The sequence below is a fragment of the Bradyrhizobium sp. BEA-2-5 genome (genome assembly GCF_032918025.1).
Taxonomy (GTDB): domain Bacteria; phylum Pseudomonadota; class Alphaproteobacteria; order Rhizobiales; family Xanthobacteraceae; genus Bradyrhizobium; species Bradyrhizobium pachyrhizi.
On sequence record NZ_CP136629.1, the window covers coordinates 5,436,923 to 5,463,922 of the forward strand.

Sequence of the window (27,000 nt, forward strand, 5' to 3'; positions counted from 1 at the left end):
ATGACAACCGTGACGACGACAACGGCGAAGATTCGGGGCATCTCGATCCTGCTGGTTGACGATCATCCGGTCGTCCGCCAGGGCTACCGGCGCGTGCTCGAGCATCAGGACGATTTCAGCGTGGTCGCCGAAGCCGACAACGCCGCCAGTGCTTATCGCGCGTTCAAGTCGCACCAGCCCGATGTGGTGGTGATGGACATCTCGATGCCCGGCGCGAGCGGGCTGGAGGCGATCCGCAACATCCGCGCGCGCGACGCCGACGCGCGCATCCTCGTCTTCAGCATGCACAGCGAGGCGGCCCAGGTGAAAGCGGCATTCGGCGCCGGCGCCAGTGGCTTCGTCACCAAGGGCAGCGAGCCGGCCGAGCTGATCGCGGCGATCCGCTCGGTGGCGCGCGGCGAGCATGCGATGAGCGACGACGTCGCCCGCGTGCTTGCGATGGAAAGCCTGGTGCCGACCCGATCGGCGCTCGACCAGCTCGGCGAGCGCGAGATCGAAATCCTCCGGCAGCTGGCGGCCGGCAGCACCAAGGAGCAGATCGCCGCCAACCTCCACCTCAGCACCAAGACGGTGCAGAACTATCACTACCTGATCAAGACCAAGACCGGCATGCGGACCGACGCCCAGCTGGTCCGACTCGCCGTCGAATGCGGGCTGGCGAATTTGTAGAGCTCGTAGCCCGGATGGAGCGAAGCGAAATCCGGGATCTTCCCGCGCGCTCGATCCCCGGACTGCGCTTCGCTCCATCCGGGCTACCGACGTCATTGCCCCGGGACAATTCGGCGGGTTACGCTACGCTGCGCCACCCACCAAGCTCACAAGAAACGGACGCTCCTCATGCCCATCGTCAACCGCGTTGCCGCCCTCTCCGACGAAATGGCCGCCTGGCGCCATGACTTCCACGAGAACCCCGAGTTGCTCTACGAAGTCCACCGCACCGCCGGCATCGTCGCAGACAAGCTTCGCGAGTTCGGCTGCGACGAGGTGGTGACCGGGATCGGCCGCACCGGCGTGGTCGGCGTGATCCGCGGCCGCAAGTCGGCCTCCGGCAAGGCCATCGGCCTGCGCGCCGACATGGACGCGCTGCCGATCATGGAGACGTCGGGCGTGCCTTATGCCTCCAAGGTCCCCGGCAAGATGCACGCCTGCGGGCATGACGGCCACACCGCCATGCTGCTGGGCGCCGCCAAATATCTCGCCGAGACGCGCAATTTCGACGGGACCGCGATCATGATCTTCCAACCCGCCGAGGAAGGCGGCGGCGGCGGCAAGGCGATGGTCGAGGACGGGCTGATGACGCGCTGGAACATCCAGGAGGTCTACGGCATGCACAACATGCCGGGGCTGCCCGAGGGTCATTTCGCGACCACGCCCGGCCCGATGCTCGCCTCGTCGGACACGTTGAAGATCGTCGTCCATGGCAAGGGCGGCCACGCCGGCGCAGGCCCGCACAAATCCGTCGACAGCGTGCTGATCGGCTCGCAGATCGTGAATGCGCTGCAATCGATCGTCGCGCGCAACGTCGATCCGCTGAAATCGGCGGTGATCTCGGTCACCATGTTCGAGGCCGGCACCGCGTTCAACGTGATTCCGGAGACCGTAACGTTGGGCGGCACGGTGCGCACGCTTGATCCCGCCGTGCGCGATCTCGTCGAGCGCCGCATCGGCGAAGTCGCCGACAGCATCGCCCGCGCCTATGGCGGCTCGGCCGAAACGAAGTACACGCGGATGTATCCGGTGACGATGAACCATGCGCGCGAGGCCGGCATCGCCGCCGACGTCGCCCGCGACATCGTCGGCGCCGAACGCGTCAACGACAATCTGGTGCCGGTGATGGGTGCCGAGGATTTCGCCTTCATGCTGGAGGCGCGCCCCGGCGCGTTCGTCTTCCTCGGCATGGGCGACGGGCCAATGTGCCATCACCCCGCCTACAAGTTCAACGACAACATCCTCGGGCACGGCGCCTCCTACTGGGTGCGCCTGGTCGAGAAGCAGATGCCGGCGGGCTAAAGCGCGATGAGATTGGGTCGAATCGTCATCGCGCTTTAGCTCTTTGTTTGATCATGATCTTTTCGGAAAACCGCTTCGCACTTTTCCGGATCATGCTCTAGACCCGCACGGACGTGGTCTTCACCTCTCCCATCGGGAGAGGTCGGCGCGTAGCGCCGGGTGAGAGGTTACGGTCATCGATGCAACAGCCCCTCACCCGATTTGCTGCGCAAATCGACCTCTCCCCTTCGGGGAAAGGTAGACCTTGCGTCAAGCCGCGCGATCGGCGGGATTCGCCCCGATCATCCGCGCGGCAACGCGATCGCGCCTGACGAAATAATGAAAGGCGACCGCGGCGAGGTGCAGCACGATCAACGCCAGCAGCACATAGGCGAAGAAGATGTGGCGATCCTCATAGGCATCCGCCGCCGCCTTGTCGGGCGAGGTGATCTGGGGAACGTGAAACAGGCCGAAGAAGCTCGAATAATCCTGGGCGCGGGCGCCGGAATGCGCCCAGCCCAGCATCGCCACCAGGATGGTGGCGGCGTAAAGCGCGCCGTGGCTGACCCGGGCGGCGATCCGCTGCCAGGAGGGCATCTCGGCCGGCAGCGCCGGCGTCGGGTTAAGGCCGCGCCAGAGCAGCCGCAGCACGGTGAGCAGCAGCACCAGGTAGCCGATATCGGCGTGGATCGAGCGGTAGAAGAACTTGTCCGCCCGCACCGGGACGTGGTTCATCCACCAGCCATAGGCCAGCATGCCGATGATGGCGATGCCGAGCACCCAGTGGAACGCGCGGGCGAGCGAGCCCCAGCTCGCGGCGGTATTGCGGATCATGTCGCGTGGCCCCCTTGCGGCCGCATTTTTGGATTTCACACGTCGCAGCAATAGTTTGCCGTGATACTTGCAACTATCGGTCAAGGCCATATGAAATTCCCGGCCTCACCGCCTTTTGTCGGCCGCAGCGGCCGGATAGCCAAAAACAACTGAATGGTAACCCTGCTTCGGATAGAGTTTTCGCGTGTCCACTCCCCCGACCATCCTGGTGTTCGATTCCGGCCTTGGCGGGCTCACGGTGCTCCGTGAGGTCGTGGCCGCGCGCCCGGGTGCCCATTACGTCTATGTCGCCGACGACGCCTTCTTCCCCTATGGGCACCATGACGAGGCTGAGATCATCGCCCGCGTGGTGCCGCTGATGGGCGAGTTGATCGGCACGCATGATCCCGACCTCGTCGTCATCGCCTGCAACACGGCCTCCACCCTGGTCCTGTCTCACTTGCGCGCCGCATATTCCCTGCCCTTCGTCGGCACGGTGCCGGCGATCAAGCCGGCCTGCGTCTCCTCGAAAACAAGGCGCGTCTCGGTGCTCGGCACAAGGGGCACCGTGAAGCGTGAATATACCCGCAAGCTGATCTCGGACTTTGCGCAGGGCTGCGAGGTGACGCTGGTCGGCTCCGGCGAGCTCGCCTCGCTGGCGGAGGCCGCCCTCAGCGGCGCGAGCGTGCGCGACGAGGATATCGCGGCCGAGCTCGCGCCCTGCTTCGTCGGCGATGGCGCCCACGACCCTGCCCGCACCGACACGGTGGTGCTCGCCTGCACGCATTATCCGCTGCTGCTCGATCGGCTGCGGCGGCTCGCACCCTGGCCGGTCGATTGGATCGATCCGGCCCCGGCGATCGCCCGCCGCGTCTCCGATCTGCTTGGCCCGGCAGGCTCGGAGAGTGACCAAGCCGGCGCAGAGATGATCTTCACCTCGAAGCGCCCGCACGCTCTGACGGAAGCGCTGACGCCATTCTTCGGCGGCCGCGTCCCGGCCTGATCCCTTTCGCCGTCACAACGCCGCTGGAGCGCGATGAGATCGGGTTGAATCATCATCGCGCACCAGGTTCTTGTTTGAGCATGATCTTTTCGGAAAACCGCTTCACACTTTTCCGGATCATGCTTTAGCCTCTGCTCTCCTTCGAGGGAGGACCGAATTTGACCGCAGCCCCGCTGACACCGCTCAACCGCCTGCGCGAGGCGTGGCGCGACAAGCGCCCGACCTTTGGCGCCATTGCGACGATCCCGAGCGTGCAGACTGTGCAGATCATGGCGCGCTCGCTCGACTGGATCATCGTCGATCTCGAACACGGCCCGATCGGTCTCGGCACCGCCCATGCGATGATCGTGGCCACCTCCGGCACGCCGTGCGTGCCGATGGTGCGGATCGCCGCCAACGAGCCGCATTTCGCCAAGGCACCGATGGACATCGGCGCGCTCGGCATCAATTTTCCGATGATCTGCAACGCAAGCGATGCGGTGAAGGCGGTCCGTAGCGTGCGCTACCCGCCGCGCGGGGACCGGCTCTGGGGTCCGTTCCACGCCCCGTTCCGCTGGGGCCAGTCGATGCCGGACTACATGGCGAGCGCCGACGACGAGATGATCTGCATGATCACCATCGAGCATGTCGATGCGGTCAATCGCATCGACGAGATCATGGCGACGCCGGGCATCGACGTCGCCGTCATCGGCCCCGGCGATCTCGCCACCTCCATCAACAAGCGCGGTCTGCCCGACGATCCCGAAGTGGTCGCGCTGATGCAGCGCGCCGAACACGGCATCATGAAGAGCGGCGTGCCGATCGGGGGCGTGGCGCGCACCGCCGAGCAGGCCAACGCCCTGATCGACCGCGGCTACCGCGCGATCGCGCTCGGCTTCGACTGGTCGCTGTTCCAGCGCGGCATCATGGCGGCGTTCGAGGGCATCAAGCGGTAGGCGTCAAACGCGGCCGCCGCTAGTTCACAGCTGCCGGCGAGCAGGTTCCAGTCACGTCGTGAAGGAACCGCGGAGTGAACGATGCGTGTCGCCGGTACAGCTCGTTCGCCTGAGTAGCTCATGAATAAGCGGCACAAACCCCCGCTGTTGGATGAACGGACTAATCCCAACGTCGCAAGTGCACATCACACATCGCACGCTTTCCGCCGCGATTCCGCGCTGCTAGAGTTTTGCGGGTTGGGAGGAAAATCCATGTTCAGGAAATTACTGCTTGGTCTCACCGTGATTGCCCTTGCCGGTGCCGGCGCTGCCTTGGCGCAGCAGAGCGGCATCAAGCGGACGCCGCTGCAGAAGGTCGATTTTCCACCGGGCTACAACACGGTCACCGCGATCGCCGAGGTTCCGGCCGGGGGTGCGTCGGGGCGTCACACCCATCCCGGCGCTGAAACCGGCTATGTGCTCGAAGGCGAGCTCGAGCTTCTGATCGACGGCAAACCGCCGTTGAAGCTGAAGGCGGGCGATTCCTACCAGATCCCGGAAGGCGCGGTGCACGACGCCAAGACGTCCGGCGACAAGCCGCTCAAGGTGCTCGGCGTCTACGTGGTCAAGGCCGGCGAGCCGTTGGCAAAACCAGCGCCGTGAGCAGAACCCCCTGGTCTCCGACCACTTGGTTCATCTGAGCTTCAGGTGCGGCGAGCAACCATTTGAGCTCGCCGGGCCTTTGATTTTTTGCCTGTTTGCTAAGGAACTGAATCGAACCGATGCGCGGTAAATTTCGTCAGATTTCATTGCCGCGCCGTCTCGTCGCCGATCTGATGCATGCATCGGCCGGCGTACCGCTGGTCTCCCTGAAGCGCACCCTGAACGTGCGTGCAATCGTCGAGGCCCGTGCACGCGCGGCGCAGGCACCGGGCTGGGCCGCCATCTTCGTCAAGGCATTCGCGCTGGTCGCCAGGACCGAGCCGACGCTGCGCACGCTGCACGTCAAATGGCCGTGGCCTTGCCTCTACGAGCTGCCGCGCAGCGTCGGCATGGTGGCGATTGCGCGCGTTGAGAAGGGCGAGGACTGCGTGCTGTTCGAGCGCGTCTGTGCCGCCGACGAGATGCCGCTCGCCGAGGTCGACGCGCTGATCCGCCGCGCCAAGACCGCGCCGCTGCACGAAATCCCCTCGTTCCGCAAGATGCTCTGCGTGACCCGCCTGCCGCTTCCGCTCCGCCGCCTGGCGTGGGCGATCGGGATGAATTTTGGCCGGCAGCGCGCCAATTTCTGCGGCAGCTTTGGCGTGACCTCGGTCGCGGCCTATGGCCCGGGCGAGTTGCACGCACTGAGCCCGGGGCCATTCCTGTTGAGCTATGGGGTGATCAGGCCGGACCACACTGTCGACGTTGTGCTGCGCTGGGACCATCTGGTCTGCGACGCCGCCCTGATCGCGCAGACCTTGATCCGCCTCGAGCAGGTGCTGGGCGGCGAAATCGCCGCCGAACTGGGCGCGGGCCGGCCGCAAGCCGATGCCCGGCTGGTCCGGGCGGCCGGAAGCCGTCTCTGAGGGGCAGAATCGGCCAATTTTGACGCCGATTCGGCCCAAAATGCCCTGCGTTTTGTTTGACAGAACCGGACTTTCTCCTTAAGACCACGTTGCTCGCGGGCCGATTTCGGCCCGCGAAGCGTTTCGCGACCCGTGGTCCTCCCCGAGCTTTCGAGGCGGACCTGTCGGTACAGGTCTTTTGGCCGGTACACAGGAGGGCGCGTCTCCTCAAACCTGAAACTGACAAACGCCGGCCGCCAGGGTGCGACGGCTATGCAACCGAAGAGGACGCGATGACTAAGCGCAGTGAGGCGAAGTACAAGATCGATCGCCGTATGGGCCAGAACATCTGGGGCCGCCCGAAGAGCCCCGTGAACCGCCGCGAATATGGCCCCGGCCAGCACGGCCAGCGCCGCAAGGGCAAGCTCTCCGACTTCGGCGTGCAGCTGCGCGCCAAGCAGAAGCTGAAGGGCTACTACGCCAACATCAGCGAGCGTCAGTTCCACGGTATCTATGTCGAGGCGAGCCGCCTCAAGGGTGATACCGGCGAGAACCTGATCGGCCTGCTCGAGCGCCGTCTCGACGCGGTCGTGTACCGCGCCAAGTTCGTCTCGACGATCTTCGCCGCACGCCAGTTCATCAACCACGGCCACGTCAAGGTGAACGGCCGCAAGGTCAACATCTCGAGCTACCAGCTCAAGGTCGGCGACGTCGTCGAGGTCAAGGAAGCCTCCAAGCAGCTCGCCCACGTGCTCGAAGCCAGCCAGCTCCCGGAGCGCGACGTGCCCGACTATCTCGAAGTCGACCACGGCAAGATGACCGCGAAGTACACGCGCATCCCCAACCTCTCCGACGTGCCGTTCCCGGTGCAGATGGAGCCCCATCTGGTGGTCGAATTCTATTCGCGCTGATCACAGCACGCATGCGAGATCCGAAAGGCCCCGGTTTTGCCGGGGCCTTTTTGTTTGCCCACAAGATGACTATCATACGCGGGACCTGGCAGATGGTTGCCCGTTGAGGTTTCTTGCCGATGACCCGGTTACTCGAACAGGCCTTCGAGACAGTTTCAAACTTGCCTGACACAGAGCAGGACGAACTCGCGCGCATCATGCTGCAGCTTGCCGGCGTCGACCAACCACCGCTCCAGCTCACGCCGGAAGAAGACGCCGATCTGGCTGAAGCCGACGCCGAGATTGCACGCGGCGAGCTGGCAACGGCCGAGGAAGTCCGTGCGATGTGGGCAAAGCACGGGCTGTGGACCTCCGTTACACGCGACGGGCTCTTGTCAAGATCGATCGAGCGCTCGCCTACATCGAAGCAAGATCGCCTCAAGGGGCGGTCCATGTTCGCGACCGTATCCTGACCCTTGTCACGCTGCTGCATGAGCAGCCGCGTGCGGGGCGCCCGACAAGCCGCCCCGGCGTCCGCCGGCTTTCGGCCACGCCATACCCCTACTTGATCGACTATCGTGTGACGCCCACCGAGATCATCATTATGCGGTTTCGTCACGCTGCCCGGAGGCCTATACGCTAGCGGCGACTCCGCACGCCAGCGGAGCGATGAGGAAAGCCCATGCACTACACCCCTGCCCGTCCCGATCCCAAGGCACCCGCTGTCCGAATCAACCTGCTCTCGGACACACAGACCAGGCCGACGGCCGCGATGCGCGAGGCGATGGCGCGGGCGGAGGTCGGCGATGAGCAGGTCGGCGACGATCCGACCGTCAATACGCTGTGCGAGCGCGTCGCTGATCTGCTGGGCAAGGAAGCGGCGGTCTACATGCCCTCCGGCACGATGTGCAACGTCACCGCGACGCTGGTGCATTGCCGTCTCGGCGACGAGATCCTCGCCCATGAGACCGCGCACATCATCGCGCGCGAGGGCGGCGCGCATGCGGCGATCGGCGGTTTCCAGGTCACGCAGCTGCCGGGAGATGACGGCCAGTTCACGCCGGAGACTCTTCGCAAGGCGCTTCATCCGCGCACGCGCTACCAGCCGCCGCAGACCGTCGTCAGCGTCGAGCAGACCGCCAATATCGGCGGCGGCACGATCTGGAAGAAGACCGCGCTCGACGAGATCGTCGCGATCGCCAGGCAACACGGCCTCGTCACCCACATGGACGGCGCGCGCCTGCTCAACGCCACCGTGGCAAGCGGCATCTCTCCGCGCGACATGACCGCGGGCTGGGATTCGGCCTGGATCGATTTCTCCAAGGGCCTCGGTGCGCCGATCGGCGGCGTGCTCGCGGGCTCACGCGCCTTCATCGACGCGGTGTGGCAGTGGAAGCAGCGCCTCGGCGGCTCGATGCGGCAGGCCGGGATCTGCGCGGCGGCCTGCATCTACGCGCTCGACCATCACGTCGAGCGCCTGGCGGACGACCACGCCAATGCGCGGGCGCTCGCCCGCGGGCTGTCGCAGATCTCAGGCATCGAGGTGCAGGAGCCCGAGACCAATCTCGTGTTCTTCAAGCCGGACGGCGCCGGCATTCCCGGCGACAAGATGGTCGCCGCGCTCCGTCAACGCGGCGTGACGCTTGCGATGATGGACGGCCGCATCCGCGCCTGCACCCATCTCGATGTGTCAGCGGCGATGATCGAGGAAGCGGTCGGACACGTCAGGGACATCGTGCGCGCGGCGTAGCAACCTCGGCAATCGTAGCCCGGATGCAGCGTAGCGAAATCCGGGACAGCACGATCCGACAGCAGGACCGCCCCGGATTGCGCTTCGCTGCATCCGGGCTACGAAACGACAAGATAAGCGTCTACCGTCCCATCGCCTGGTAGATCAGCGTCTTCAGCTCCTGCTGGATCCGGCCGCGCTGCGACGGCGTCTGCACCATGAAGATCCCGAACAGGTCATCCGCGGGATCGATGAAGAAGAAGGTACCGCCGACGCCGTCCCAGCGATACTCGCCCAGCGGCCAGTCTGTGTTCGCCGGCACCGAAGTGCGGACCGCGAAGCCGAGGCCGAAGCCGGAGTTCGGACCGGGATAGTAGTTCTGGTCGCGCACGACGCCGGTCTCCGGACCGATATGGTCCCTCGCCATCAGCGCGATGGTCTCCGGCTTCAGATAGCGCCTGCCCTCATAGCTGCCGCCATTCAGCAGCATCTGCGAGAAGCGCGCATAGTCGCCGATGGTGCCGACCATGCCGCCGCCGCCGGATTCCCATCGCAGCGGCTTGCGCGGATTGCGGACGTCGGCGACCGGACTGATGGTGCGATCCTTCGGCATCGGCTCGGCGATCAGCGGCCATTTCGCCCGGTCGGCGACATAAAACGCAGTCTCGTTCATCCCGAGCGGGCCGAGCAGCCGTTCCTTCTCGACCTGAAACAGCGATTTCCCCGTGATCACCTCGATGATGCTGCCGAGCACGTCGGTGGAATGGCCGTAGTCCCATTGCGTGCCGGGTTGTTCGGCGAGCGGCAGCGACGTGAGCCGCGCCACGAATTCAGCATTGTCGGGATCGTTGTTGAACAGTCCGGCATCCGCGTAGGTCTTGTTCACGATACCACCGCCGTAATAGCCGTAAGGCAGGCCGGCGGTGTGGCGCATCAGGTCTTCGATGGTGATGGGGCGCCTCGGCGGCTCCAGCGTCATCGCCATCTTGCCCTCATCGCCGCGCTTTTCCACCCCGACCTTCATGTCGGCAAAGGCCGGGATATATTTCGACACGGGATCGCCGAGCGCGAGCTTGCCTTCCTCGACCAGCATCATCGCGATGACCGTGGTGATCGGCTTCGACATCGAATAGAGGCGGAAGATGGTATCGGCGCTCATCGAGAATTCGGTGGCGACGTCGCGAACCCCGAACTTCTCGTAGTAGACCGGCTTGCCATGTTGCTGCAGCAGCAGGATCGCGCCCGGGATCTTTCCAGTCGCGACCTCGTTCCTGACATAGTCGGAAACCTTGGCGAGGCCTTCCGCCGAGAAGCTGTGCGCGGCCGGCCGCGCGGAGCCGGCCTTCGCAACCGTTGCGACCAACGCGAACGCGAATGCCGCGACGAACGCGCGGCCCCCACGCATGCGAGCGCATGAGCCGATCCGCCTGAATCGGATCATGCCGTCATTCCCTTCTTTTCAACGCGTTTCTTCACGCGAACCGGTATCCACTTCGCTCGAAAGCGCTCTAGTTTTCCATAGCTTCATAGACGAGTTGCTTCAGCGTCCGCTGGATGCGCTGACGCTCGGTCGGTGTCTGCTCGAGCAAGACGAAGAACATGTCCTGCTTGGGGTCGATCACGAAATAGCAGCCGCTGGCGCCGTCCCATTTCAGTTCGCCCAGATTGCCCGGCGGCGGCGGTTTGGCATTGCCCGGATCGGTGCGTACCGCGAGGCCGAGCCCAAAGCCGAAGCCGTCGCCCGGAAAGTAGAAGAAGTCCCGCTCGACGCCCGATCCGGGCCCGACGCGGTCGGTCGTCAGCTCCTTGAACGTCTCGGGCTTCAGGATGGTCTTGCCGTCGAGGGTGCCGCCGTTAAGCAACATCTGCGCGAAGCGCGAATAATCCGCCATGGTCGAGACCATGCCGCCGCTGGCGGACTCCCATTTCTTGACCTTGGTCGGATCGTTTTCGCGGCCCACCCGGAAATCGCTGTCATTCGGCATCGGCTTGGCGAGCAGCTTCTGCTTTTCGGGGGCGCCGACGAAGAAGCCGGTGTCCTTCATGCCGAGCGGATCGAGCAGCCTTTCGTGCTCGATCGCCGAGAGCTTCTCGCCGGTGGCCACCTCCATCACGCGCGCCAGGATGTCGGTGGAATGGCCATACTGCCAGAGCGCGCCGGGTTGATTGTGCAGCGGCAGTTTTGCGATCCGCTCGGCGAACTCGGCGAGGTCGAAATCGCCGGCATAGATATCGGCAGCCTTGTAGGCCTTGCGGACCAGGCTGTCGCCGTAGAAGCCGTAGGTGATACCCGACGTATGCGTCATCAGATCGAGGATCGTGATCGGCCGCTTTGGCGGCACCAGCTCGAGCGTCTTGGTGCCGTCCTCGGCCTTCTTCTCGACCCCGACCTTCACGTTGGCAAAGGACGGGATGTACTTCGAGACGGGATCGTCGAGCTTGTATTTGCCCTCCTGCAGCAGCTGCATCGACACCACGGCGGTGATCGACTTGGACATCGAAGCCAGCCGGAAGATGGTCTTGTCCGTGATCGGCACCTTGCTGGCTACGTCCTGCACGCCGAAGGATTGGTGATAGACCGGCTTGCCGTGCTGTTGGATGAGCAGGATCGCTCCGGGAATTTTCCCCGTCGCGACTTCGTTCTTGAAGAACTCGCTGATCTTGGCGAGCTTGTCGCGGTTGAAATGCGCACCCGCCGGAATCTCGTAGGTGCCCTCGGTGTGCGGATACGCCGGCGCCGCCAGCACCACCGCGGCGGCTGCGGCCGCGCACGTCAGACGAAATGAATGCATTTGGATTATCCCTCCCCGGAAATCACGAGGAAGTGTAGCGGCGGTATCATCAGGCACAAGGGCTGCCAAAGGTGTCCAGGACCTTCTGATGAAGCTCGCCGCTTTGGGCAGAAAAGCAGCAAAAGATCACCTGCGTGAGGCCGGGTGCGGCGGCCAGGGCATCGACGACGGCCTTGACCGCGATGCCGGCGGCGCGGTCCGGCGGGAAGTGATAGACGCCGGTCGAGATGGCGGGAAATGCAATGGAGCCAAGCTGGTTGGCGTGGCACAGCTCGATGCCGCGGCGATAGCAGGATGCGAGCAGCGCATCCTCGCTTTGGGTGCCGCCGTGCCAGATCGGGCCGACGGCGTGGATCACGTGCTTCGCCGGGAGCCGATAGCCTTTGGTGATCTTGGCGTCGCCGGTCTTGCAGCCGTGCAGGGTGCGGCACTCGGCGAGCAGCTCGGGGCCAGCGGCACGATGGATCGCGCCATCGACGCCGCCACCGCCCAGCAGCGACGAATTGGCCGCGTTGACGATGGCGTCAACGCGCAGGGTCGTGATGTCGGTGACGATGACTTCGAGCCGCGCCTTGCCGATCTGGCGCGCCGTCAAGGTCAGGCAGCCACGTCGACCGGGATGCCCTTGTCGGCAAAGAGCTGCTGCAATTCGCCGGCCTGGAACATCTCGCGGACGATGTCGCAGCCGCCGACGAACTCGCCCTTCACGTAGAGCTGCGGAATGGTCGGCCAGTTGGAGAAGGTCTTGATGCCGTTGCGCAGTTCGGCGGATTCAAGGACGTTGAGGCCCTTATAGCCGACGCCGAGATGATCGAGGATCTGGACGACCTGGCCGGAGAATCCGCACTGCGGAAATTGCGGCGTGCCCTTCATGAACAGGACCACGTCGTTCGACTTCACTTCGTTGGCGATGAATTCCTCGATGCTCATATTCGCTTCCTTCGGGGGCGACGCTCTCAGGCCTTGACCGGCCGGCCCGCCCTTCTAACCCGTGACTGACTATATATGTAGCTCAAACCATTGTGCATCCAAAGCAAAATGGCGGAAATCTGGCATGCACCGGGCGCTGCGGGCGCCCAAAATGGGCCGGGATTATCTGACGGCCCCAATATCATCGCGGGGGGAGGCTTTTTTCCCGTAACGGAGCCCCTATCTAGGACGAACTGTCCGTCAGGAACCAGTTTGCCGAAGCAACGTTCTCTCCCCTGAATTCGGAGACCCCTGTGACGAAACCAGCCTCTGCCGCGGCCGCCCTTCCCGCCGCCTCCCCGTCACTGTCCTCCGAATCCGGCCCGCTCGCCCAGCGGCTGGTGGAGGCCTATCGCGCCGTCCGTGACGAGACCGAGCGCCGGGCCGCACCGCTGTCGCCCGAAGACCAGCTGATCCAGTCGATGCCGGATGCGAGCCCCGCCAAGTGGCACCGCGCCCATACCACCTGGTTCTTCGAGCAGTTTCTGCTCGGCGAGCACGTCAAGGGCTACACGCCGTTCCATCCGGACTACGCTTATCTGTTCAATTCGTATTACGTCAGCGCCGGTCCGCGGCACGCCCGCCACCAGCGCGGCCATTTGACCCGCCCGACCGCCGACGAAGTCACCGCCTACCGCCGCCATGTCGACGCCGAGGTCGTGAAATTCTTCCAGACCGCCACGCTGGAAAAGCTCGAGGCGCTGGTGCCGCTGGTCGAGGTCGGGCTCAACCACGAGCAGCAGCATCAGGAATTGATGTTCACCGACATCCTGCATGCCTTCGCGCAGAATCCGGTCTCACCGGCCTACGATCCGGACTGGCGCTTTCCGGCGTCGCAGCACGGGCCTGAGGAATGGGTGACGCTCAACGAGGGCATCCACACCGTCGGCCATGTCGACGACAGCTTCCATTTCGACAACGAGAAGCCGGCGCACCGGGCTTTGGTCGGCCCGGTCAAGCTCGCGAAGAACCTCGTCACCAATGCTGAGTGGCTCGCCTTCATGAAGGACGGCGGCTATTCCACCGCCACGCTGTGGCTGATGGATGGCTTTGGTACCGTGAGCAACGAGGGCTGGCAGGCACCCGGCCATTGGCGCGAGATCGACGGCGGATGGAGGATCATGACGTTGGGCGGCCTGCAGCCGGTCGATCCGGACGCGCCCGTCTGCCACATCAGCTACTACGAGGCCGACGCCTTTGCGCGCTGGTCCGGAAAACACCTGCCGACCGAGATGGAATGGGAGGTCGCGGCCCGCGCTGGCCAGCTCAACGACGCCTTCGGCATCGTCTGGCAATGGACCCGCAGCTCCTATTCACCCTATCCCGGTTACCGCGCCGTCGAAGGCGCGCTCGGCGAGTACAACGGCAAGTTCATGGTCAACCAGCTGGTGCTGCGCGGTTCTTCGCTTGCAACTCCGCAAGGCCACTGCCGTATCACCTATCGCAACTTCTTCTATCCGCACCATCGCTGGCAGTTCACGGGGTTACGCCTCGCAGACTATGCCTGATTGAGTCCTGTCGACATCAATAACGCGTCGGTAAGCGCGTTCGGGAGAGTATCATGAATGTGCATGCCGCCGCTTTGGCCAAAGCGTATCCGTTCGACGAAGCGACATCGGTGTTTGCCGGCGACGTGATTGGCGATCTCGCCCGTCACCCGAAGCGGCTGTCGCCGAAATACTTCTATGACGCGACGGGATCGGAGCTGTTCGAGGCGATCACACGCCTGCCGGAATATTATCCGACGCGCACAGAGCTTGCGATCCTGCGCGACCGCGGCGACGAGATCGCCGCAATCATCCCTGACGGCGCGGCACTGGTCGAGTTCGGCGCCGGCGCGACCACCAAGGTGCGCCTGCTGCTCGAGCATTGCGAATTCGCAGCCTATGTGCCGGTCGATATCTCAGGCGATTTCCTGAAAGCCCAGGCCGACGGGCTGCGGAAGGATTTCCCCGGCCTCGGCATCTATCCGGTCGCCGCCGACTTCACCACGCCGTTCGAGCTGCCGGCCGCGGTCGCATCCATGCCGAAGGTCGGCTTCTTCCCCGGTTCGACCATCGGCAATTTCGAGCCGCAAGAGGCCCAGGCCTTCCTGAGGAGCGCCCGCAAGATTCTCGGCAAGGGCGCGCAGATGATCATCGGCGCCGATCTCGAGAAGGACGAGCGCATCCTCTTTGACGCCTACAACGACGCCGCCGGCGTCACCGCGCGCTTCAACCTGAATGTGCTGGTGCGCATCAATCGCGAGCTCGGCGGCAATTTCGATCTCTCCGCCTTCACCCATCGCGCGATCTACAATCGCGAGCGGCACCGGATCGAGATGCACCTGATCAGCAAGAAGAGCCAGACCGTGCGGCTGCTCGGCACCAGCTTCTCGTTCCGTCCGGGCGAGAGCATCCACACCGAGAACAGCTACAAATACAGCATCGAGCGTTTCGCCGCGCTCGCCCGCAGCGCGGGCTGGACGGTGCGCGAGAGCTGGACCGACGCCAACACGATGTTCTCGGTGCACGCGCTGGTCGCGGACTAGCGCCCAAACCAAGAGACGGGGCACGATCATGGGCAGGCGTCCGCTGCAGGTCGCGACGGCGTTGCTCGCCCTGGTCCCGATCCTGACCGGCATCATCACCATGCTGGGCGTCAGCGATCCGCTCTACGCCTCCGCGGGGGTTCCAGCGCTGCCGGTGCTCGACAGCAATCTGCGCTTCTTCGGTGGGGTCTGGCTCGGTCTCGGCCTCGCGCTGCTCTGGCTGGTGCCGCGGATCGAAAGCGAGAGCGTGCTGTTTCGGGCGGTCTGGGGCGGCATCTTCCTCGGCGGCATCGGCAGGCTGCTGTCGATGCTGATGGTCGGCTTGCCGCCGCTGCCCTTCGTGGGCTTCACCGCGCTCGAAGTGATCGGCGCACCGCTGTTTGTCTATTGGCAGCACCTGGTGGCAACGGCCGGCCGCAAGTAGCGGCGGCCGCTATTCCTCTTCCCCCGTCGAGCGCAGCGAGATCGACTCCCACGCCGCGACCACGATCATGATCGCGGTGGTGACGATCGAGAGCACCAGCGGCGACATCTCGCGGGCGAAATAGGCCGTGATCGCCAGCGCGGTGATGCCGATCCCGTGCGAGAGCTGGAGGAAGCCGCGGATCGCGTACTTGAAGAGGATGGTGCCGACCAGGAACACCAGGGGCCCGCCGACCGTGCTCACGATGGTGCGGGTGTCGGAATGGCCGGTCGGGTGCTTCAGCACCAGCTCGTCCGCCACCGCGGTGAGGATGATGCCGCCGACGATCGGCATGTGCAGATAGGTATACGCGATCCGCGCCACGCGGCCGGATTCCTCTGACTTGGAGATCATGTCCGAGCCGGCCTCGGCGCCCTTGTGGAAATAGATCCACCACATCGCGATGCTGCCGACCAGCGCCGAGATGAACGCGGCGACGTTCTCCGGTGTCCAGGTGAGCTCGGCGAAGGTGGCGCCGTTGACGACGATGGCTTCGCCGAGCGCGATGATGACGAACAGCGCGCAGCGCTCGGCCATGTGGCCGCCTTCGACGGCCCACGCCTCGATCGAGGAAAACCCGAGTCCAGGGGTCCAGAACCGCGCGGCCGGCGCGATATATTCGATGGTCAGCGCCGCAATCCAGAGCCACATCCGCGTCTCGTGCTCGGCGAATCCGCCGAGAATCCACAGCACGGCCGAGCAGGACAGCCAGGTCAGGATGCGGATGGCGTTGTGGCGCACCGCCGTCCGGCGCCGCGGCGTCGCCAGCAGCCAGAACGCGGTACGGCCGACCTGCATTGCCGCATAGGTCCCGGCGAACCACAGGCCGCGCCCCTCGAACGCGGTCGGGATCGTCGTCGACAGCACGAGGCCGCCCAGCATCATCGAAAAGAGCAGGAGGCGGACCGGCGTCAGCTCGGGATTGAGCCAGTTGGTGACCCAGGCGGTGTAGACCCACACCCACCACACCGCGAGAAACAGCACCGCGACCTGCACCGCGCCGAGCGGCGTGAAATGATGCAGCAGCGAGTGCGAGACTTGCGTGACGGCAAAGACGAAGACGAGGTCGAAGAACAGCTCGACAAAGGTGACGCGGCTGTGCTGGCTCGGCACGATAACGCGAAACATCGCGCCGCGAGGATTGTCCACCATCGCTCGAGGCCCCCGCCCGCAGCTTTGCCGGGCCTAGCCTTCCGGCACGCCGGTTTGCAGCGCCAGCGCGTGCAGGACGCCCCCCATCTGGCCCTGCAGGGACTGGTAGACGATCTGGTGCTGCTGGACGCGCGACTTGCCGCGGAAGGATTCCGAGATCACGGTCGCGGCATAGTGGTCGCCGTCGCCGGCGAGGTCACGGATGGTCACCTCGGCATCGGGGATCGCTGCCTTGATCATCGCCTCGATATCGTGGGCGTCCATGGGCATCCCAGTCCACCTCCGTCAGGTCGTTCGAATCAGGGCCAGATCGGCCAAGTAAAGCCCAAGGATAAAGCCAAAGGATAAAACCCAAAGATATACCCAAGGAGAAAACCTAGCGCTTGGGGTCTTCTAGGTCATCCCGGGCTCACTATATTCCCATTCCCAGCGATTTAAACCTGCATCAATCGGTCACAAGCCATCACGCCGAAATGACCAGAAGAGGCGCAGAATCATGAAGCTCCCCGGCCCCGATCATCCCATTACGATCACGCCCAATGCCAGGCGCGTCCGCGTCACCGCCGACGGCGTCGTGATCGCCGAGACCACCCATGCGCTGACCTTGAAGGAAGCGAGCTATCCGGCCGTGCAATACGTCCCCCGGCAGGACGCCAACATGGAGCTGTTGACCCGCACCGAGCGGACCACGCACTGCCCGTACAAGGGGGACGCGAGCTATTTCAGCGTCAAGGCCGATGGCAAGATGCTGGACAACGCAATCTGGACTTATGAGACGCCCTTCCCCGCAATGACCGAGATTGCCGGACATCTCGCCTTCTATCCGGACAAGGTTAAGATCGAACAAGTCGCCTAGGGGCATCGTCGCCTGCCGCAAGCGCCGGGCCTCGCCCGGCCTTTGGTTGCGCGCTGGCCCAGCCTGCAGAACGGCAATGCCCGGGCGAGTCCCGGGCATGACGTCGGGAGCGTTCGGGCCCGATCCCAGCTATACCCTGAAGACCGTGAGCCCGAGGATCAGGAGCACCAGGAAGATCACCACAAAGACGTAGAACAGGAAGCGGGCAATATCGGCGGAGGCGGCCGAAATGTCGGTGAAGCCGAGCACGCCGGCCACGATCGAGACAAGCAGGAAGATCAGCGCCCATTTCAGGATCGTCATCGCCAGCTCCTCATAACCGCGCGTGTCCGCCAGGTCGGACGAGAACGCCCGCACCCGACCGCAGTTCCAAAGACGAAACAGCTTCGCCGAGATGACCGACCTCGATACTCCCCCATCCGGCCAATTGGGCCTTGCTGAATCAGGTTCCCGACTGCAACATCAGGGTGCAGACCCGGCTGGTGGCACCATGAAATCGATTGCTCACGCGGCTCCGGCCGTCGACATCCAGGCAGCACCGAAGCTCCACAAGCGCAATGTCGCCCTCGATCGCGCCCGCACCTTCCTGACCCTCGTGGTGCTGCTGCATCACGCGGTGATCCCCTATACTTATTTCGGTCATACCGATCCGACCTATTTCTTCGGCTTCGACATAATCGTGCTCGCCACCGACAGTTTCTTCATGGCGATGTTCTTCTTCCTGTCGGGACTGTTCGCCTGGTCGGGGCTCGGCCACAAGCCGTGGCTGATCTTCCTGCGCGACCGCCTGCTTCGGCTCGCGCTGCCATTCGTGATCTGCGCTTTCACGGTCATTCCGGTCGCCTATTACGCCATCGCGCTGCGCGCGACGCCGGGGCTAAGCTTCTCCGAATTCTGGTGGAAAACCATGACGGTCGGGCCGTGGCCGAGCGGCCCGATCTGGTTCGTCTATGTCCTGATGGCCTTCGACCTGACGGCGAGCCTGCTGTACCGGGTGTCGCCGCGTCTGCTCGATCCGATCAACCGTCTGTCGATCAAGGGATTTCAACGTCCCTCGAAGTTCTGGCTGTTCCTCGTCGTCGTCAGTGCCGCCGCCTACCTGCCGATGCTGGTCCATTACGGCCAGAACTACTGGTTCGAGTTCGGACCGTTTTCGGTGCAGGCGAGCCGCGTGCTGCTGTACGCGTCCTATTTCTTCATCGGCGCGGGAATCGGGGCGGCAAACCTCGAGGGCGGCGTGCTCAGCGCGCACGGACGGCTGACCGAGCGGCGCTGGTTCTGGACCGGCATCACGCTGATCCCCTACTGTTTGATGTGGGTGATGATCTACATCAAGCGCATGATCATCGGTAACCCCGATCCGCTGCCCGGCTGGTATCTCGCGATCTATGGCAGCTTCTACGTCCTGTTCAGCGCCTCGATCCTGTTCGCGATCCTGGCCTACTTCCTGCAATCGAAATCGTCGGGCCCGACGCTGCTCGACCGCATGCAGGGCGACGCGTTCGGCATGTTCCTGGTGCACTATCCGATCGCCCTGTGGCTGCAATACTGGCTGTTCGATATGACCTGCCGGCGATCGTCAAGGCCGCGATTGCGTTCTTCGCCACCGTGGCGCTGAGCTGGGCCGCCACGGCCGTGCTGCGCAAGATTCCTGGTTCAAAGTACGTGCTGTAGCGCGATGAAGCCGTAGGATGGGTAGAGCGCCGCGAAACCCATCACCTCCGTGCCGTGCATCGAGATGGTGGGTTTCGCTGCGCTCTACTTCACCCTACGCCGCAATTTCGCCCCTCGCCGCCACGCTTTCCAGCCGCGGAGCGGCCGCGGCGCGATGGTCGCGGGCGATCAGGATGTAGAAGGTCGGCAGCACGAACAGCGTGAACAGCGTGCCGATCAGCATGCCCATCACCACGACGATGCCGATGGCGAAGCGGCTCGCCGCGCCGGCGCCGTCGGCATAGAGCAGCGGCGCAAGGCCCGCGACCATCGCGGCTGTCGTCATCAGCACCGGCCGCATCCGCACCGCGGCCGCCTTCTGGATCGCGGCGACCCGGTCGAGCCCTTCACGGTGCTGGATCTCGTTGGCGAAGCTCACCATCAGGATGCCGTGCTTGGAGATCAGCCCGATCAGGGTGACGAGGCCTATCTGGGTGTAGATGTTCAGCGTGGTGAAGCCGAAATACAGCGGCAGCAGCGCGCCGCAGACCGCGAGCGGCACCGTGACCATGATCACCAGCGGATCGCGGAAACTTTCGAACTGCGCCGCCAGCACCAGGAAGATTACGATCAGCGCCATGCCGAAGGTGACGATGAGGCGGTTGCCCTCCTGGATATATTGCCGGCTGTCCGACAGCCAGTCGACGGTCATGCCCGGCGACAGCTTTTGCGCCTGCATGAACGACACCGCCTGCCCCATGGTGACGCCGGGCTTCAGCACCGCCGAGATCGTCGCCGCGTTCATCTGATTGAACTGCGGCAGCCGGTTCGGCTCCGGCTTGACGTTGACCTTGATCACCGTCGACAGCGGAAACATCTGCCCCGAGCTCGAGCGGACGTTGAAGTTTCCCAGCCCTTCCGGCGTGACCCGGTCGGCCTGGCGCACCTGCGGGATCACCTCGTAGGAGCGTTCAAAGAAATTGAAGCGGTTGACATAATTCTCGCCGACCAGCACCGCGAGGGTGTCGGCGATGGTCTGCATGCTGACGCCGGCCTCGGCCGCCTTGGCGTGATCGATGGTGATCCGTGCGGTCGGGCTGTCGAAGGCGAGATCGCTGTCGACGAAGGCGAACAGCCCGCTCTTCCAGGCGGCCCCCTTCAGTGTCTCGACCTCCTGATAGATGGTGGCGAAATCGCCGGCCGAGCGCACCACCATCTGGAACGGCAGGCCGCCGGTCGCCGCCGGCAGCGCCGCTGGCTGGAACGGCGTCACGCTGGCGCCGAGCACGCCGTAGGACATGCCGTAGAGCTGGTTCTGGATGTCGTTGGCCGAGCGCTTGCGCTTGTCCCAATCGGTCAGGGTGATGCCGCCGAAGGCATGGTTCTGCCCGTCGGTACCGTTGATAAACCAACTCGCGTGGTATTCGGGAAACGAGCGAAACAGCTGCTCGATCTGGTCGGAGGAGCGCGTGGTGTAGTCGACGCTGGCATATTGCGGCGCGCGGAGCACGGTGAACACATAGCCCTGGTCCTCGGAGGGCGCGAGCTCGCGCTGGCTGCCGAGGAACAGCACCACGATCGCCGCCAGCACGCCGAATGCCACCAGCAGCACTGCGGCGCGCATCTTGAGCGTCGCGGCCAGCAGCCGGCCATAGCCGCGCGACAGCCCTGAGAACTGATGCTCGACAAAGCGGGCAAACCGGCCGTGCGAGGTGGCTTCGCCGAGCAGCTGCGCGCTCATCATCGGAGACAAGGTCAGAGCGATGACGCCCGAGACCACCACCGAGCCCGCCAGCGTGAAGGCGAATTCGCGGAACAGGCTGCCGGTCAGGCCGCCCATCAGGCCGATCGGCGCATAGACCGCGGCGAGCGTGATCGTCATCGCGATCACGGGACCGATGATCTCGCGCGCGCCGATCAGGGCCGCGTCGCCCGGGCTCCGTCCTTCCTCGATGTGGCGATGGATGTTCTCCACCACGACGATGGCGTCGTCGACGACGAGGCCGATCGCCAGCACCATCGCAAGCAGGGTCAGGAGGTTGATCGAGAAGCCGAGCGCCAGCATCATCGCGGCGGTGCCGACCAGCGACAGCGGCACGGTGACCACAGGAATCAGCACGGAGCGGAACGAGCCCAGGAACAGCAGGATCACCACCACCACGATCGCGATGGCCTCGGCCAGCGAATGCTGCACCTCCGATATCGAGGCCTTGACGAAGTGCACGATGTTGAAGACGTCGGCGACCCTCAAACCGGGCGGCGCCACACGGTTGAGGTCCTCGATCACCTTGGCAGTGGCGGCGACGATCTCCAGCGGATTGCCGTCGGGGGTCGGCTGCACCGCGATGTAGACGGTGGGCCTGCCGCTGTCGCGCGCGTTGGAATCGTAATTCTCGCCGCCGATCTCGAGGGTGGCGACGTCGCCGAGCCGCACCAGGCCCCCGCCACCGGCGCCGGTCTTGATCACCATCTTGCGGAAATCGTCGAGATTGCGCAGATCGGTCGCCGCGGTGATGTTGGTGACGGTCATCTCGCCGCGCAGCCGCCCCGGCGCCGCCTGCACGTTGTTGGACCGCAGCGCGGCGGAGATATCGGCCGCGGTCAGCCCGCGTGCCGCGAGCTTGAACGGATCGATCCACACCCGCATCGCCAGCGACGATCCGCCCGAGGTGTCGGCCGACGCCACGCCGGGCACCGAGGTGAGCAGCGGCTGCGCCACGCGGGTCGCGAAGTCGGTGATCTGCGCCGGCGTCAGCGTGTCGCTGGTGAAGGCGATGTACTGCACCGCCGACGCGCCGTCGGTGATCTTGGTGATGACAGGGTCGAACACGCCGGCCGGCATCCGGTACTTGACCTGCTGCACCTTGGCGAGCACCTCGGTCATGGCGCGGTCGGCATTGGCGTTGAGCACCAGCTTGGCCTTGATCTGGCTGAGACCGAGCGTCGAGTTCGAGGTCATGTATTCGATGCCGTTGGCGGTCGCGATCGACTGCGCGATGACGGACGTGACGAAGCCCTGCATCACGTCCTGGGTCGCACCGGGGAACGAGACGTCGACCTGGATCGTCGCGCTCTCCATGTTGGGATATTGCCGCACCGGCAGCGAGACCATCGCTGCAGTGCCGATCAACAGGATCAGCAGGCTGACGACCGTCGCCAGGATCGGCCGGCGGATGAAGATGTCGGTGAAATGCATGATGCTTGCCTTTGGGCGCGCCGCTCGCGGGTCAGCGTCCCTTCTCCGGCGTCTCCGCCATGGTCGTCTGGACGGCCGCGCCGGGCATGACGCGGAGCTGGCCCGCGGTGACAATGTGATCGCCGGGCGCAAGCCCCTGCTCCACCACGACACGCTCGCCGATCCGTTGCCCGGTCTTCACCGCGACGCCGACCGCCTTGTTGTCGCGCACCACAAGCACGCTCTCGCCGGATGCGCTGGTCTGGATCGCGGTAACCGGCACCACGATCGCGTCCGCCTGCGGCGGCAGCACGACGTTCACCATCACGAAGAGGCCCGGCCGCAGCAGCCGGTCGGGATTAGGAAACAGGGCTTGAACGAGGACATTGCGGGTGTCCTCGGCGACCTGCGGCTCGATGGCGTTGATCTTGGCCTCGAACACCCGATCGGGGAAAGCGTCGGTACGGATCGTCACCGCGCCTCCCACCTTCAGATTTGACAGGCGCTGCTGCGGAACGGTGAAATTGGCATAGAGCTGGTCCAGCGCGGTCAGCGTCGCGAGCGCATCGCCGGCATTGACGTATTGGCCGAGATTGACCTTGCGCAGGCCGATCTGGCCCGCGAACGGCGCGCGGATCGTCATCTGCGCGATCTGCGCATCGAGCTGGTCGAGCGAGGCGTCGGCCTGCTTCAGATCCTCCTGCCGCTGCTGCAGCGTCTCCTGGGTCACGAAGCCGGACGGCGCCAGCCCCTGCGAACGCTTCTCCTGCAGCTGCGCAAAGCGTCCCTTGGAGACCGCAACCGCACGCGCGGCGCGCAGCGGGGCGTCATAGAGTTGCACCAGCGGCGCGCCCTCGGCGACATCGGTGCCGGCATCGAAATTGATCGCGGTGACGCGGCCGGCAACCTCCGGCGCCAGAATCACCTGCCGCACCGCCTGCAGCGAGCCGATCGCCTCGATCGAGCGCGGCAAGGTTTCGGTCCGCACCACCATCGCCGCGACCGGCGTCGGCGGGGCTTCGGCGGTGGGCTTGGCCGAGGCGCTGGATCCGCCTGCGCGCCAGGCAAACAAGCCGGCCGCGGCACAGCCGAGCAACAGAACGGTGATGCCGAGCGGCCTGGCACGAAGCCCGAGCCAGCGGCGCGACGAAAATGATGCGGACGGCATATCGCTTCCAAGAACGAACCCCGGCGTGTCGGCCGGAAGCTTGCCCCTGCAAGCCCGCAACTGATATAGAACCTCAAGTATGGTTGAGGTCAAGGCTGGCAGCTTGCAAGACTTCTAGCGCAAGGCTTCCAATGCAGGACCTCTGATCCGGGATTGCTTGGTCAATGACGTTTGCGCAGGAGCTTTCGGTCGGCGAGGTGGCGCGGCGCAGCGGACTTGCCGTCTCCACCCTTCACTTCTACGAGAGCAAGGGACTGATCGCGAGCCGCCGCACCGGCGGCAACCAGCGGCGCTACATGCGCGGCGTGCTGCGGCGGATCGCGGTGATCAGGATCGCGCAGCGCGCCGGGATCCCGCTGAAAGAGATCAGGCAGACCTTCGCCGCAATCCCGCTCGATCGCGCGCCGACCGTGCGCGAATGGGAGCGCGCGATGCGCGCCTGGACCGAGACGCTGGAGCAGCGCATCAACGATCTCACCGACCTCCGCGACAAGCTGTTCAACTGCATCGGTTGCGGCTGCCTGTCGGTGACCGATTGCCCGCTGCGCAATTGCGACGACAAGCTCGGCGCCCAGGGGCCCGGCCCGCGCATCCTGATCACCGCAGCCGAACGCCGGGCACGGCGCAAGCGGCGGGGCTGACGGCATTTTCGCGGCCGACAAGTTGCGCACAACCTGCCTTTGGTCACATCCCACCAGGTGATTCTCAGGTATGCTGGCCGGACTGCCTGACCTCAAGGAGAGTCCTGAGATGAACGACCCTCAAGTTGGATGGATCGCCGCCATCATCGTCGGCGGACTGGCGGGCTGGCTCGCCGAGATGTTCATGAAGTCCGGAACCGGCATCTTCATGAATATCATCCTCGGCATCGTCGGCGCCGCGCTGGCGAACTGGCTGTTGGGTCTGCTCGGCGTATCGCTCGGCGGAGGCTGGCTCAGCTATCTCGTCGCCGGCTTCATCGGCGCCTGCATCATCATCTTTGCCTGGCGCGCGGTCCGCGGCGCGACCTGAAGCGATCATGCTTGAACAAAAAGCAATAGCGCGATGACGGGGTCATCGCGCTATTGAGATCGTTGCTTCGCAGCGCCTGGTCCAGCCGGATCAGGCGGCGGTGCTGTGCATGTAGTTCGGCAGCCAGCGCTCGAAGGCGCGCGACAGGCTTTCGACCGCAACCGGCTGCTCGCCAGCCACCGCAATCGCGTCGCCGCCGGTGGTGCCGATGCGCGCGCAGGGCACACCGGCGCCCTTCATCTTGGCCAGCACGAGGCCTGCGTCGGCGGCCGGTACGGTGACGATGTAGCGGGCCTGATCCTCGCCGTACCAATAGGCATGCGGCACGATCGAGGACGGTGCGGCCAGGAGCTGCGCGCCGATGCCGCTTGCCATCGCCATCTCGGCAAGCGCGATCAGGAGGCCGCCGTCGGAGAGGTCGTGCACGGCAGTCGCGGTGCCCGCATGGATCATGCCGCGCACGCAATCGCCGTTGCGCTTCTCGGCGGCGAGATCCACCGGCGGCGGCGCGCCCTCCTCGCGACCGCAGATGTCGCGCAGGTACACGGACTGGCCGAGCCAGCCATGGGACTCGCCGATCAACAGGATCGCCTCGCCCTCGGCCTTGAAGGCCAGCGAAGCTGACTTGGTGAAATCGTCGAGCAGGCCGACGCCGCCGATCGAGGGCGTCGGCAGGATCGCACGGCCGTTGGTCTCGTTGTAGAGCGAGACGTTGCCGGAGACGACCGGGAAGTCGAGCGTGCGGCAGGCTTCCGAGATGCCCTTCAGGCAGCCGACGAACTGGCCCATGATCTCGGGCCTTTCAGGATTGCCGAAGTTGAGATTGTCGGTGATCGCGAGCGGCTTGCCGCCGACCGCGGTGATGTTGCGCCAGGCCTCGGCGACCGCCTGCTTGCCGCCCTCGAACGGGTCCGCCTCGCAATAGCGCGGCGTGACGTCGACGGTCAGCGCGAGGCCCTTCGGCCCGTCCTGCACGCGCACCACGGCGGCATCGCCGCCGGGGCGCTGCATGGTGTTGCCGAGGATGACGTGGTCGTACTGCTCCCAGACCCAGCGCTTGCTGCACATGTCGGGCGTGCCGATCAGCCTCTCCAGCGCCTCCGCGATGCCGAGCGGCGGCTTGACGTCCTGCCCGCGGATCACCGGCAGCGCATTCGAGGGGACATGCGGGCGGTCATAGAGCGGCGCCTCGTCGCCGAGCTCCTTGATCGGCAGGTCGGCCATCACGTCGCCGCCATGCTTGACCACGAAACGCTTGCTCGGCGTTGTGTAGCCGACGACGGCGAAGTCGAGGCCCCATTTCCTGAAGATCGCCTCGGCTTCCTTCTCCTTCTCGGGCTTGAGCACCATGAGCATGCGCTCCTGGCTCTCCGAGAGCATCATCTCATAGGCGCTCATGCCGGTCTCGCGGGTCGGCACCGCATCGAGATCGAGGTCGACGCCGAGATCGCCCTTGGCGCCCATCTCCACCGCCGAGCAGGTCAGGCCCGCCGCGCCCATGTCCTGGATCGCGATGACGCAGCCCTTCTCCATGATCTCGAGGCAGGCTTCCAGCAGCAGCTTCTCGGCGAAGGGATCGCCGACCTGCACGGTCGGGCGCTTCTCCTCGGACTTGTCGTCGAATTCGGCGGAGGCCATCGAGGCGCCGTGAATGCCGTCGCGGCCGGTCTTGGAGCCCAGATAGACGATCGGCATGTTCACGCCGGAGGCGGCCGCATAGAAGATCTTGTCGGCATCGGCGAGGCCGACCGCCATCGCGTTGACCAGGATGTTGCCGTCATAGCGGGTGTGGAAGCGCACCTGGCCGCCGACCGTCGGCACCCCGAAGGAATTGCCGTAGCCGCCGACCCCCGCGACGACGCCGGAAACGAGATGCCGCGTCTTCGGGTGCTCGGGCGCGCCGAAGCTGAGCGCATTGAGGCAGGCGATGGGGCGCGCGCCCATGGTGAAGACGTCACGCAGGATGCCGCCGACGCCGGTGGTCGCACCCTGATACGGCTCGATATAGCTCGGGTGGTTGTGGCTCTCCATCTTGAAGACCACGGCCTGCCCGTCGCCGATATCGATGACGCCGGCGTTCTCGCCGGGGCCCTGGATCACCCAGGGCGCCTTGGTTGGCAAGCCGCGCAAATGGATGCGCGAGGACTTGTACGAGCAATGCTCGTTCCACATCGCCGAGAAGATGCCGAGCTCGGTGAAGGTCGGCTCCCGCCCGATCAGCTTCAGGATGCGCTCATATTCGTCGGGCTTGAGCCCGTGGGCGGCAACCAGTTCGGGGGTGATTTGGGGCTCGTTCTTGGGGTCGTTCTTGGGCGCGTTCATGGGACCCTTAATAGGTAGATAGAA

The 27,000-nt window shown here is 64.9% G+C and carries 27 protein-coding genes and 1 pseudogene; 17 read left to right on the plus strand and 11 right to left on the minus strand.

Translation table 11 applies throughout. The features are described 5' to 3' along the window. Both RX327_RS25675 and RX327_RS25680 read left to right on the plus strand, forming a co-directional pair. Positions 1–669 (plus strand): response regulator transcription factor, encoded by a 669-nt coding sequence (locus RX327_RS25675; RefSeq protein WP_317247504.1) that lies wholly within the window; start codon positions 1–3, stop codon positions 667–669. A 168-nt stretch (positions 670–837) separates the two neighbouring features. Then, positions 838–2,010 carry a M20 aminoacylase family protein gene (locus RX327_RS25680; protein WP_317247505.1) on the plus strand — a complete coding sequence of 391 codons (1,173 nt, stop codon included), beginning with the start codon at positions 838–840 and terminating at the stop codon, positions 2,008–2,010. Between the two features lie 249 nt (positions 2,011–2,259). Here the strand turns inward: RX327_RS25680 and RX327_RS25685 are convergent, their stop codons facing one another. Next, positions 2,260–2,823: a cytochrome b gene (locus RX327_RS25685; RefSeq protein ID WP_050387686.1), complete on the minus strand. Its 564-nt coding sequence runs from the start codon at positions 2,821–2,823 to the stop codon at positions 2,260–2,262. Positions 2,824–3,007: 184 nt separating this feature from the next. Between RX327_RS25685 and murI the strand changes: the two genes are divergently transcribed. The 8 genes from murI (at position 3,008) to RX327_RS25725 (ending at position 8,906) form a co-directional block, all read left to right on the plus strand. Next, positions 3,008–3,805, plus strand: coding sequence for a glutamate racemase (gene murI / locus RX327_RS25690; RefSeq protein WP_317247506.1), 798 nt, complete (start codon positions 3,008–3,010; stop codon positions 3,803–3,805). 158 nt (positions 3,806–3,963) lie between these two features. Next, on the plus strand, positions 3,964–4,740 hold the full coding sequence (locus tag RX327_RS25695; protein WP_317247507.1) for an HpcH/HpaI aldolase family protein: 777 nt from the start codon (positions 3,964–3,966) through the stop codon (positions 4,738–4,740). Between the two features lie 252 nt (positions 4,741–4,992). Beyond that, complete coding sequence (locus RX327_RS25700; RefSeq protein ID WP_028336773.1) at positions 4,993–5,382, plus strand: cupin domain-containing protein; 390 nt, start codon at positions 4,993–4,995, stop codon at positions 5,380–5,382. A gap of 119 nt (positions 5,383–5,501) precedes the next feature. Then, on the plus strand, positions 5,502–6,287 hold the full coding sequence (locus tag RX327_RS25705) for a hypothetical protein (protein ID WP_028336772.1): 786 nt from the start codon (positions 5,502–5,504) through the stop codon (positions 6,285–6,287). A 272-nt stretch (positions 6,288–6,559) separates the two neighbouring features. Next, on the plus strand, positions 6,560–7,177 hold the full coding sequence (gene rpsD / locus RX327_RS25710) for a 30S ribosomal protein S4 (RefSeq protein ID WP_239624967.1): 618 nt from the start codon (positions 6,560–6,562) through the stop codon (positions 7,175–7,177). 119 nt (positions 7,178–7,296) lie between these two features. Continuing rightward, positions 7,297–7,629 (plus strand): hypothetical protein, encoded by a 333-nt coding sequence (locus tag RX327_RS25715; protein ID WP_410712232.1) that lies wholly within the window; start codon positions 7,297–7,299, stop codon positions 7,627–7,629. Then, positions 7,521–7,799: a type II toxin-antitoxin system RelE/ParE family toxin gene (locus RX327_RS25720; protein ID WP_082190814.1), complete on the plus strand. Its 279-nt coding sequence runs from the start codon at positions 7,521–7,523 to the stop codon at positions 7,797–7,799. Before RX327_RS25715 ends, RX327_RS25720 begins: the two co-directional genes overlap by 109 nt. Positions 7,800–7,838: 39 nt before the next feature. Beyond that, entirely contained in the window at positions 7,839–8,906 is a 1,068-nt protein-coding gene (locus RX327_RS25725; RefSeq protein WP_317247508.1) for a threonine aldolase family protein, read from the plus strand. A gap of 121 nt (positions 8,907–9,027) precedes the next feature. Here the strand turns inward: RX327_RS25725 and RX327_RS25730 are convergent, their stop codons facing one another. The 4 genes from RX327_RS25730 to grxD form a co-directional block, all read right to left on the minus strand. Continuing rightward, positions 9,028–10,290 carry a serine hydrolase domain-containing protein gene (locus RX327_RS25730; protein WP_317247509.1) on the minus strand — a complete coding sequence of 421 codons (1,263 nt, stop codon included), beginning with the start codon at positions 10,288–10,290 and terminating at the stop codon, positions 9,028–9,030. A gap of 103 nt (positions 10,291–10,393) precedes the next feature. After that, positions 10,394–11,677: a serine hydrolase domain-containing protein gene (locus RX327_RS25735; RefSeq protein WP_317247510.1), complete on the minus strand. Its 1,284-nt coding sequence runs from the start codon at positions 11,675–11,677 to the stop codon at positions 10,394–10,396. A 49-nt stretch (positions 11,678–11,726) separates the two neighbouring features. Beyond that, positions 11,727–12,278 (minus strand): O-acetyl-ADP-ribose deacetylase, encoded by a 552-nt coding sequence (locus RX327_RS25740; protein WP_050387711.1) that lies wholly within the window; start codon positions 12,276–12,278, stop codon positions 11,727–11,729. Beyond that, the gene (grxD, locus tag RX327_RS25745; RefSeq protein WP_317247511.1) at positions 12,275–12,607 is read right to left on the minus strand and encodes a Grx4 family monothiol glutaredoxin; all 333 of its coding nucleotides are present in this window, start codon (positions 12,605–12,607) and stop codon (positions 12,275–12,277) included. Before grxD ends, RX327_RS25740 begins: the two co-directional genes overlap by 4 nt. Before the next feature lie 293 nt (positions 12,608–12,900). Between grxD and egtB the strand changes: the two genes are divergently transcribed. Genes egtB through RX327_RS25760 form a run of 3 tightly spaced genes read left to right on the plus strand, consistent with a single transcriptional unit; the run spans position 12,901 to position 15,600 of the window. Next, positions 12,901–14,154, plus strand: coding sequence for an ergothioneine biosynthesis protein EgtB (egtB, locus tag RX327_RS25750; protein WP_317247512.1), 1,254 nt, complete (start codon positions 12,901–12,903; stop codon positions 14,152–14,154). A gap of 53 nt (positions 14,155–14,207) precedes the next feature. Beyond that, positions 14,208–15,176: an L-histidine N(alpha)-methyltransferase gene (gene egtD / locus RX327_RS25755; protein WP_317247513.1), complete on the plus strand. Its 969-nt coding sequence runs from the start codon at positions 14,208–14,210 to the stop codon at positions 15,174–15,176. A gap of 28 nt (positions 15,177–15,204) precedes the next feature. Further along, positions 15,205–15,600, plus strand: a complete 396-nt coding sequence (locus RX327_RS25760; RefSeq protein ID WP_028336762.1) for a DUF4345 domain-containing protein — start codon at positions 15,205–15,207, stop codon at positions 15,598–15,600. Positions 15,601–15,609: 9 nt separating this feature from the next. Here RX327_RS25760 and RX327_RS25765 read toward each other — a convergent pair whose 3' ends face one another. Together RX327_RS25765 and RX327_RS25770 are read right to left on the minus strand one after the other, a co-directional pair. Next, complete coding sequence (locus tag RX327_RS25765; protein ID WP_317247514.1) at positions 15,610–16,791, minus strand: low temperature requirement protein A; 1,182 nt, start codon at positions 16,789–16,791, stop codon at positions 15,610–15,612. 33 nt (positions 16,792–16,824) lie between these two features. Then, a complete protein-coding gene (locus tag RX327_RS25770) occupies positions 16,825–17,061 on the minus strand; it encodes a BolA family transcriptional regulator (protein ID WP_317247515.1) in 237 nt (78 codons plus the stop codon). Positions 17,062–17,287: 226 nt separating this feature from the next. On the opposite strand from RX327_RS25770, the gene RX327_RS25775 reads away from it, so the two are divergent. Further along, entirely contained in the window at positions 17,288–17,647 is a 360-nt protein-coding gene (locus RX327_RS25775; protein WP_317247516.1) for a DUF427 domain-containing protein, read from the plus strand. Positions 17,648–17,776: 129 nt separating this feature from the next. Here RX327_RS25775 and RX327_RS25780 read toward each other — a convergent pair whose 3' ends face one another. Beyond that, entirely contained in the window at positions 17,777–17,950 is a 174-nt protein-coding gene (locus RX327_RS25780) for a DUF1328 domain-containing protein (RefSeq protein ID WP_317247517.1), read from the minus strand. A 187-nt stretch (positions 17,951–18,137) separates the two neighbouring features. Here RX327_RS25780 and RX327_RS25785 point away from each other — a divergent pair. Continuing rightward, positions 18,138–19,321: pseudogene (locus RX327_RS25785) on the plus strand (acyltransferase family protein). 94 nt (positions 19,322–19,415) lie between these two features. On the opposite strand, the gene RX327_RS25790 reads toward RX327_RS25785, so the two are convergent. Next, a complete protein-coding gene (locus RX327_RS25790; protein ID WP_050387677.1) occupies positions 19,416–22,496 on the minus strand; it encodes an efflux RND transporter permease subunit in 3,081 nt (1,026 codons plus the stop codon). A 31-nt stretch (positions 22,497–22,527) separates the two neighbouring features. After that, positions 22,528–23,643 (minus strand): efflux RND transporter periplasmic adaptor subunit, encoded by a 1,116-nt coding sequence (locus RX327_RS25795; protein ID WP_050387676.1) that lies wholly within the window; start codon positions 23,641–23,643, stop codon positions 22,528–22,530. A gap of 164 nt (positions 23,644–23,807) precedes the next feature. Here RX327_RS25795 and soxR point away from each other — a divergent pair, with 164 nt between their 5' ends. Together soxR and RX327_RS25805 are read left to right on the plus strand one after the other, a co-directional pair. Beyond that, positions 23,808–24,284, plus strand: coding sequence for a redox-sensitive transcriptional activator SoxR (gene soxR, locus RX327_RS25800; protein ID WP_050387675.1), 477 nt, complete (start codon positions 23,808–23,810; stop codon positions 24,282–24,284). Between the two features lie 109 nt (positions 24,285–24,393). Next, the gene (locus tag RX327_RS25805) at positions 24,394–24,654 is read left to right on the plus strand and encodes a GlsB/YeaQ/YmgE family stress response membrane protein (protein WP_016843463.1); all 261 of its coding nucleotides are present in this window, start codon (positions 24,394–24,396) and stop codon (positions 24,652–24,654) included. A 90-nt stretch (positions 24,655–24,744) separates the two neighbouring features. Here the strand turns inward: RX327_RS25805 and purL are convergent, their stop codons facing one another. Further along, positions 24,745–26,976: a phosphoribosylformylglycinamidine synthase subunit PurL gene (purL, locus tag RX327_RS25810; RefSeq protein WP_317247518.1), complete on the minus strand. Its 2,232-nt coding sequence runs from the start codon at positions 26,974–26,976 to the stop codon at positions 24,745–24,747. Positions 26,977–27,000: the final 24 nt, after the last annotated feature.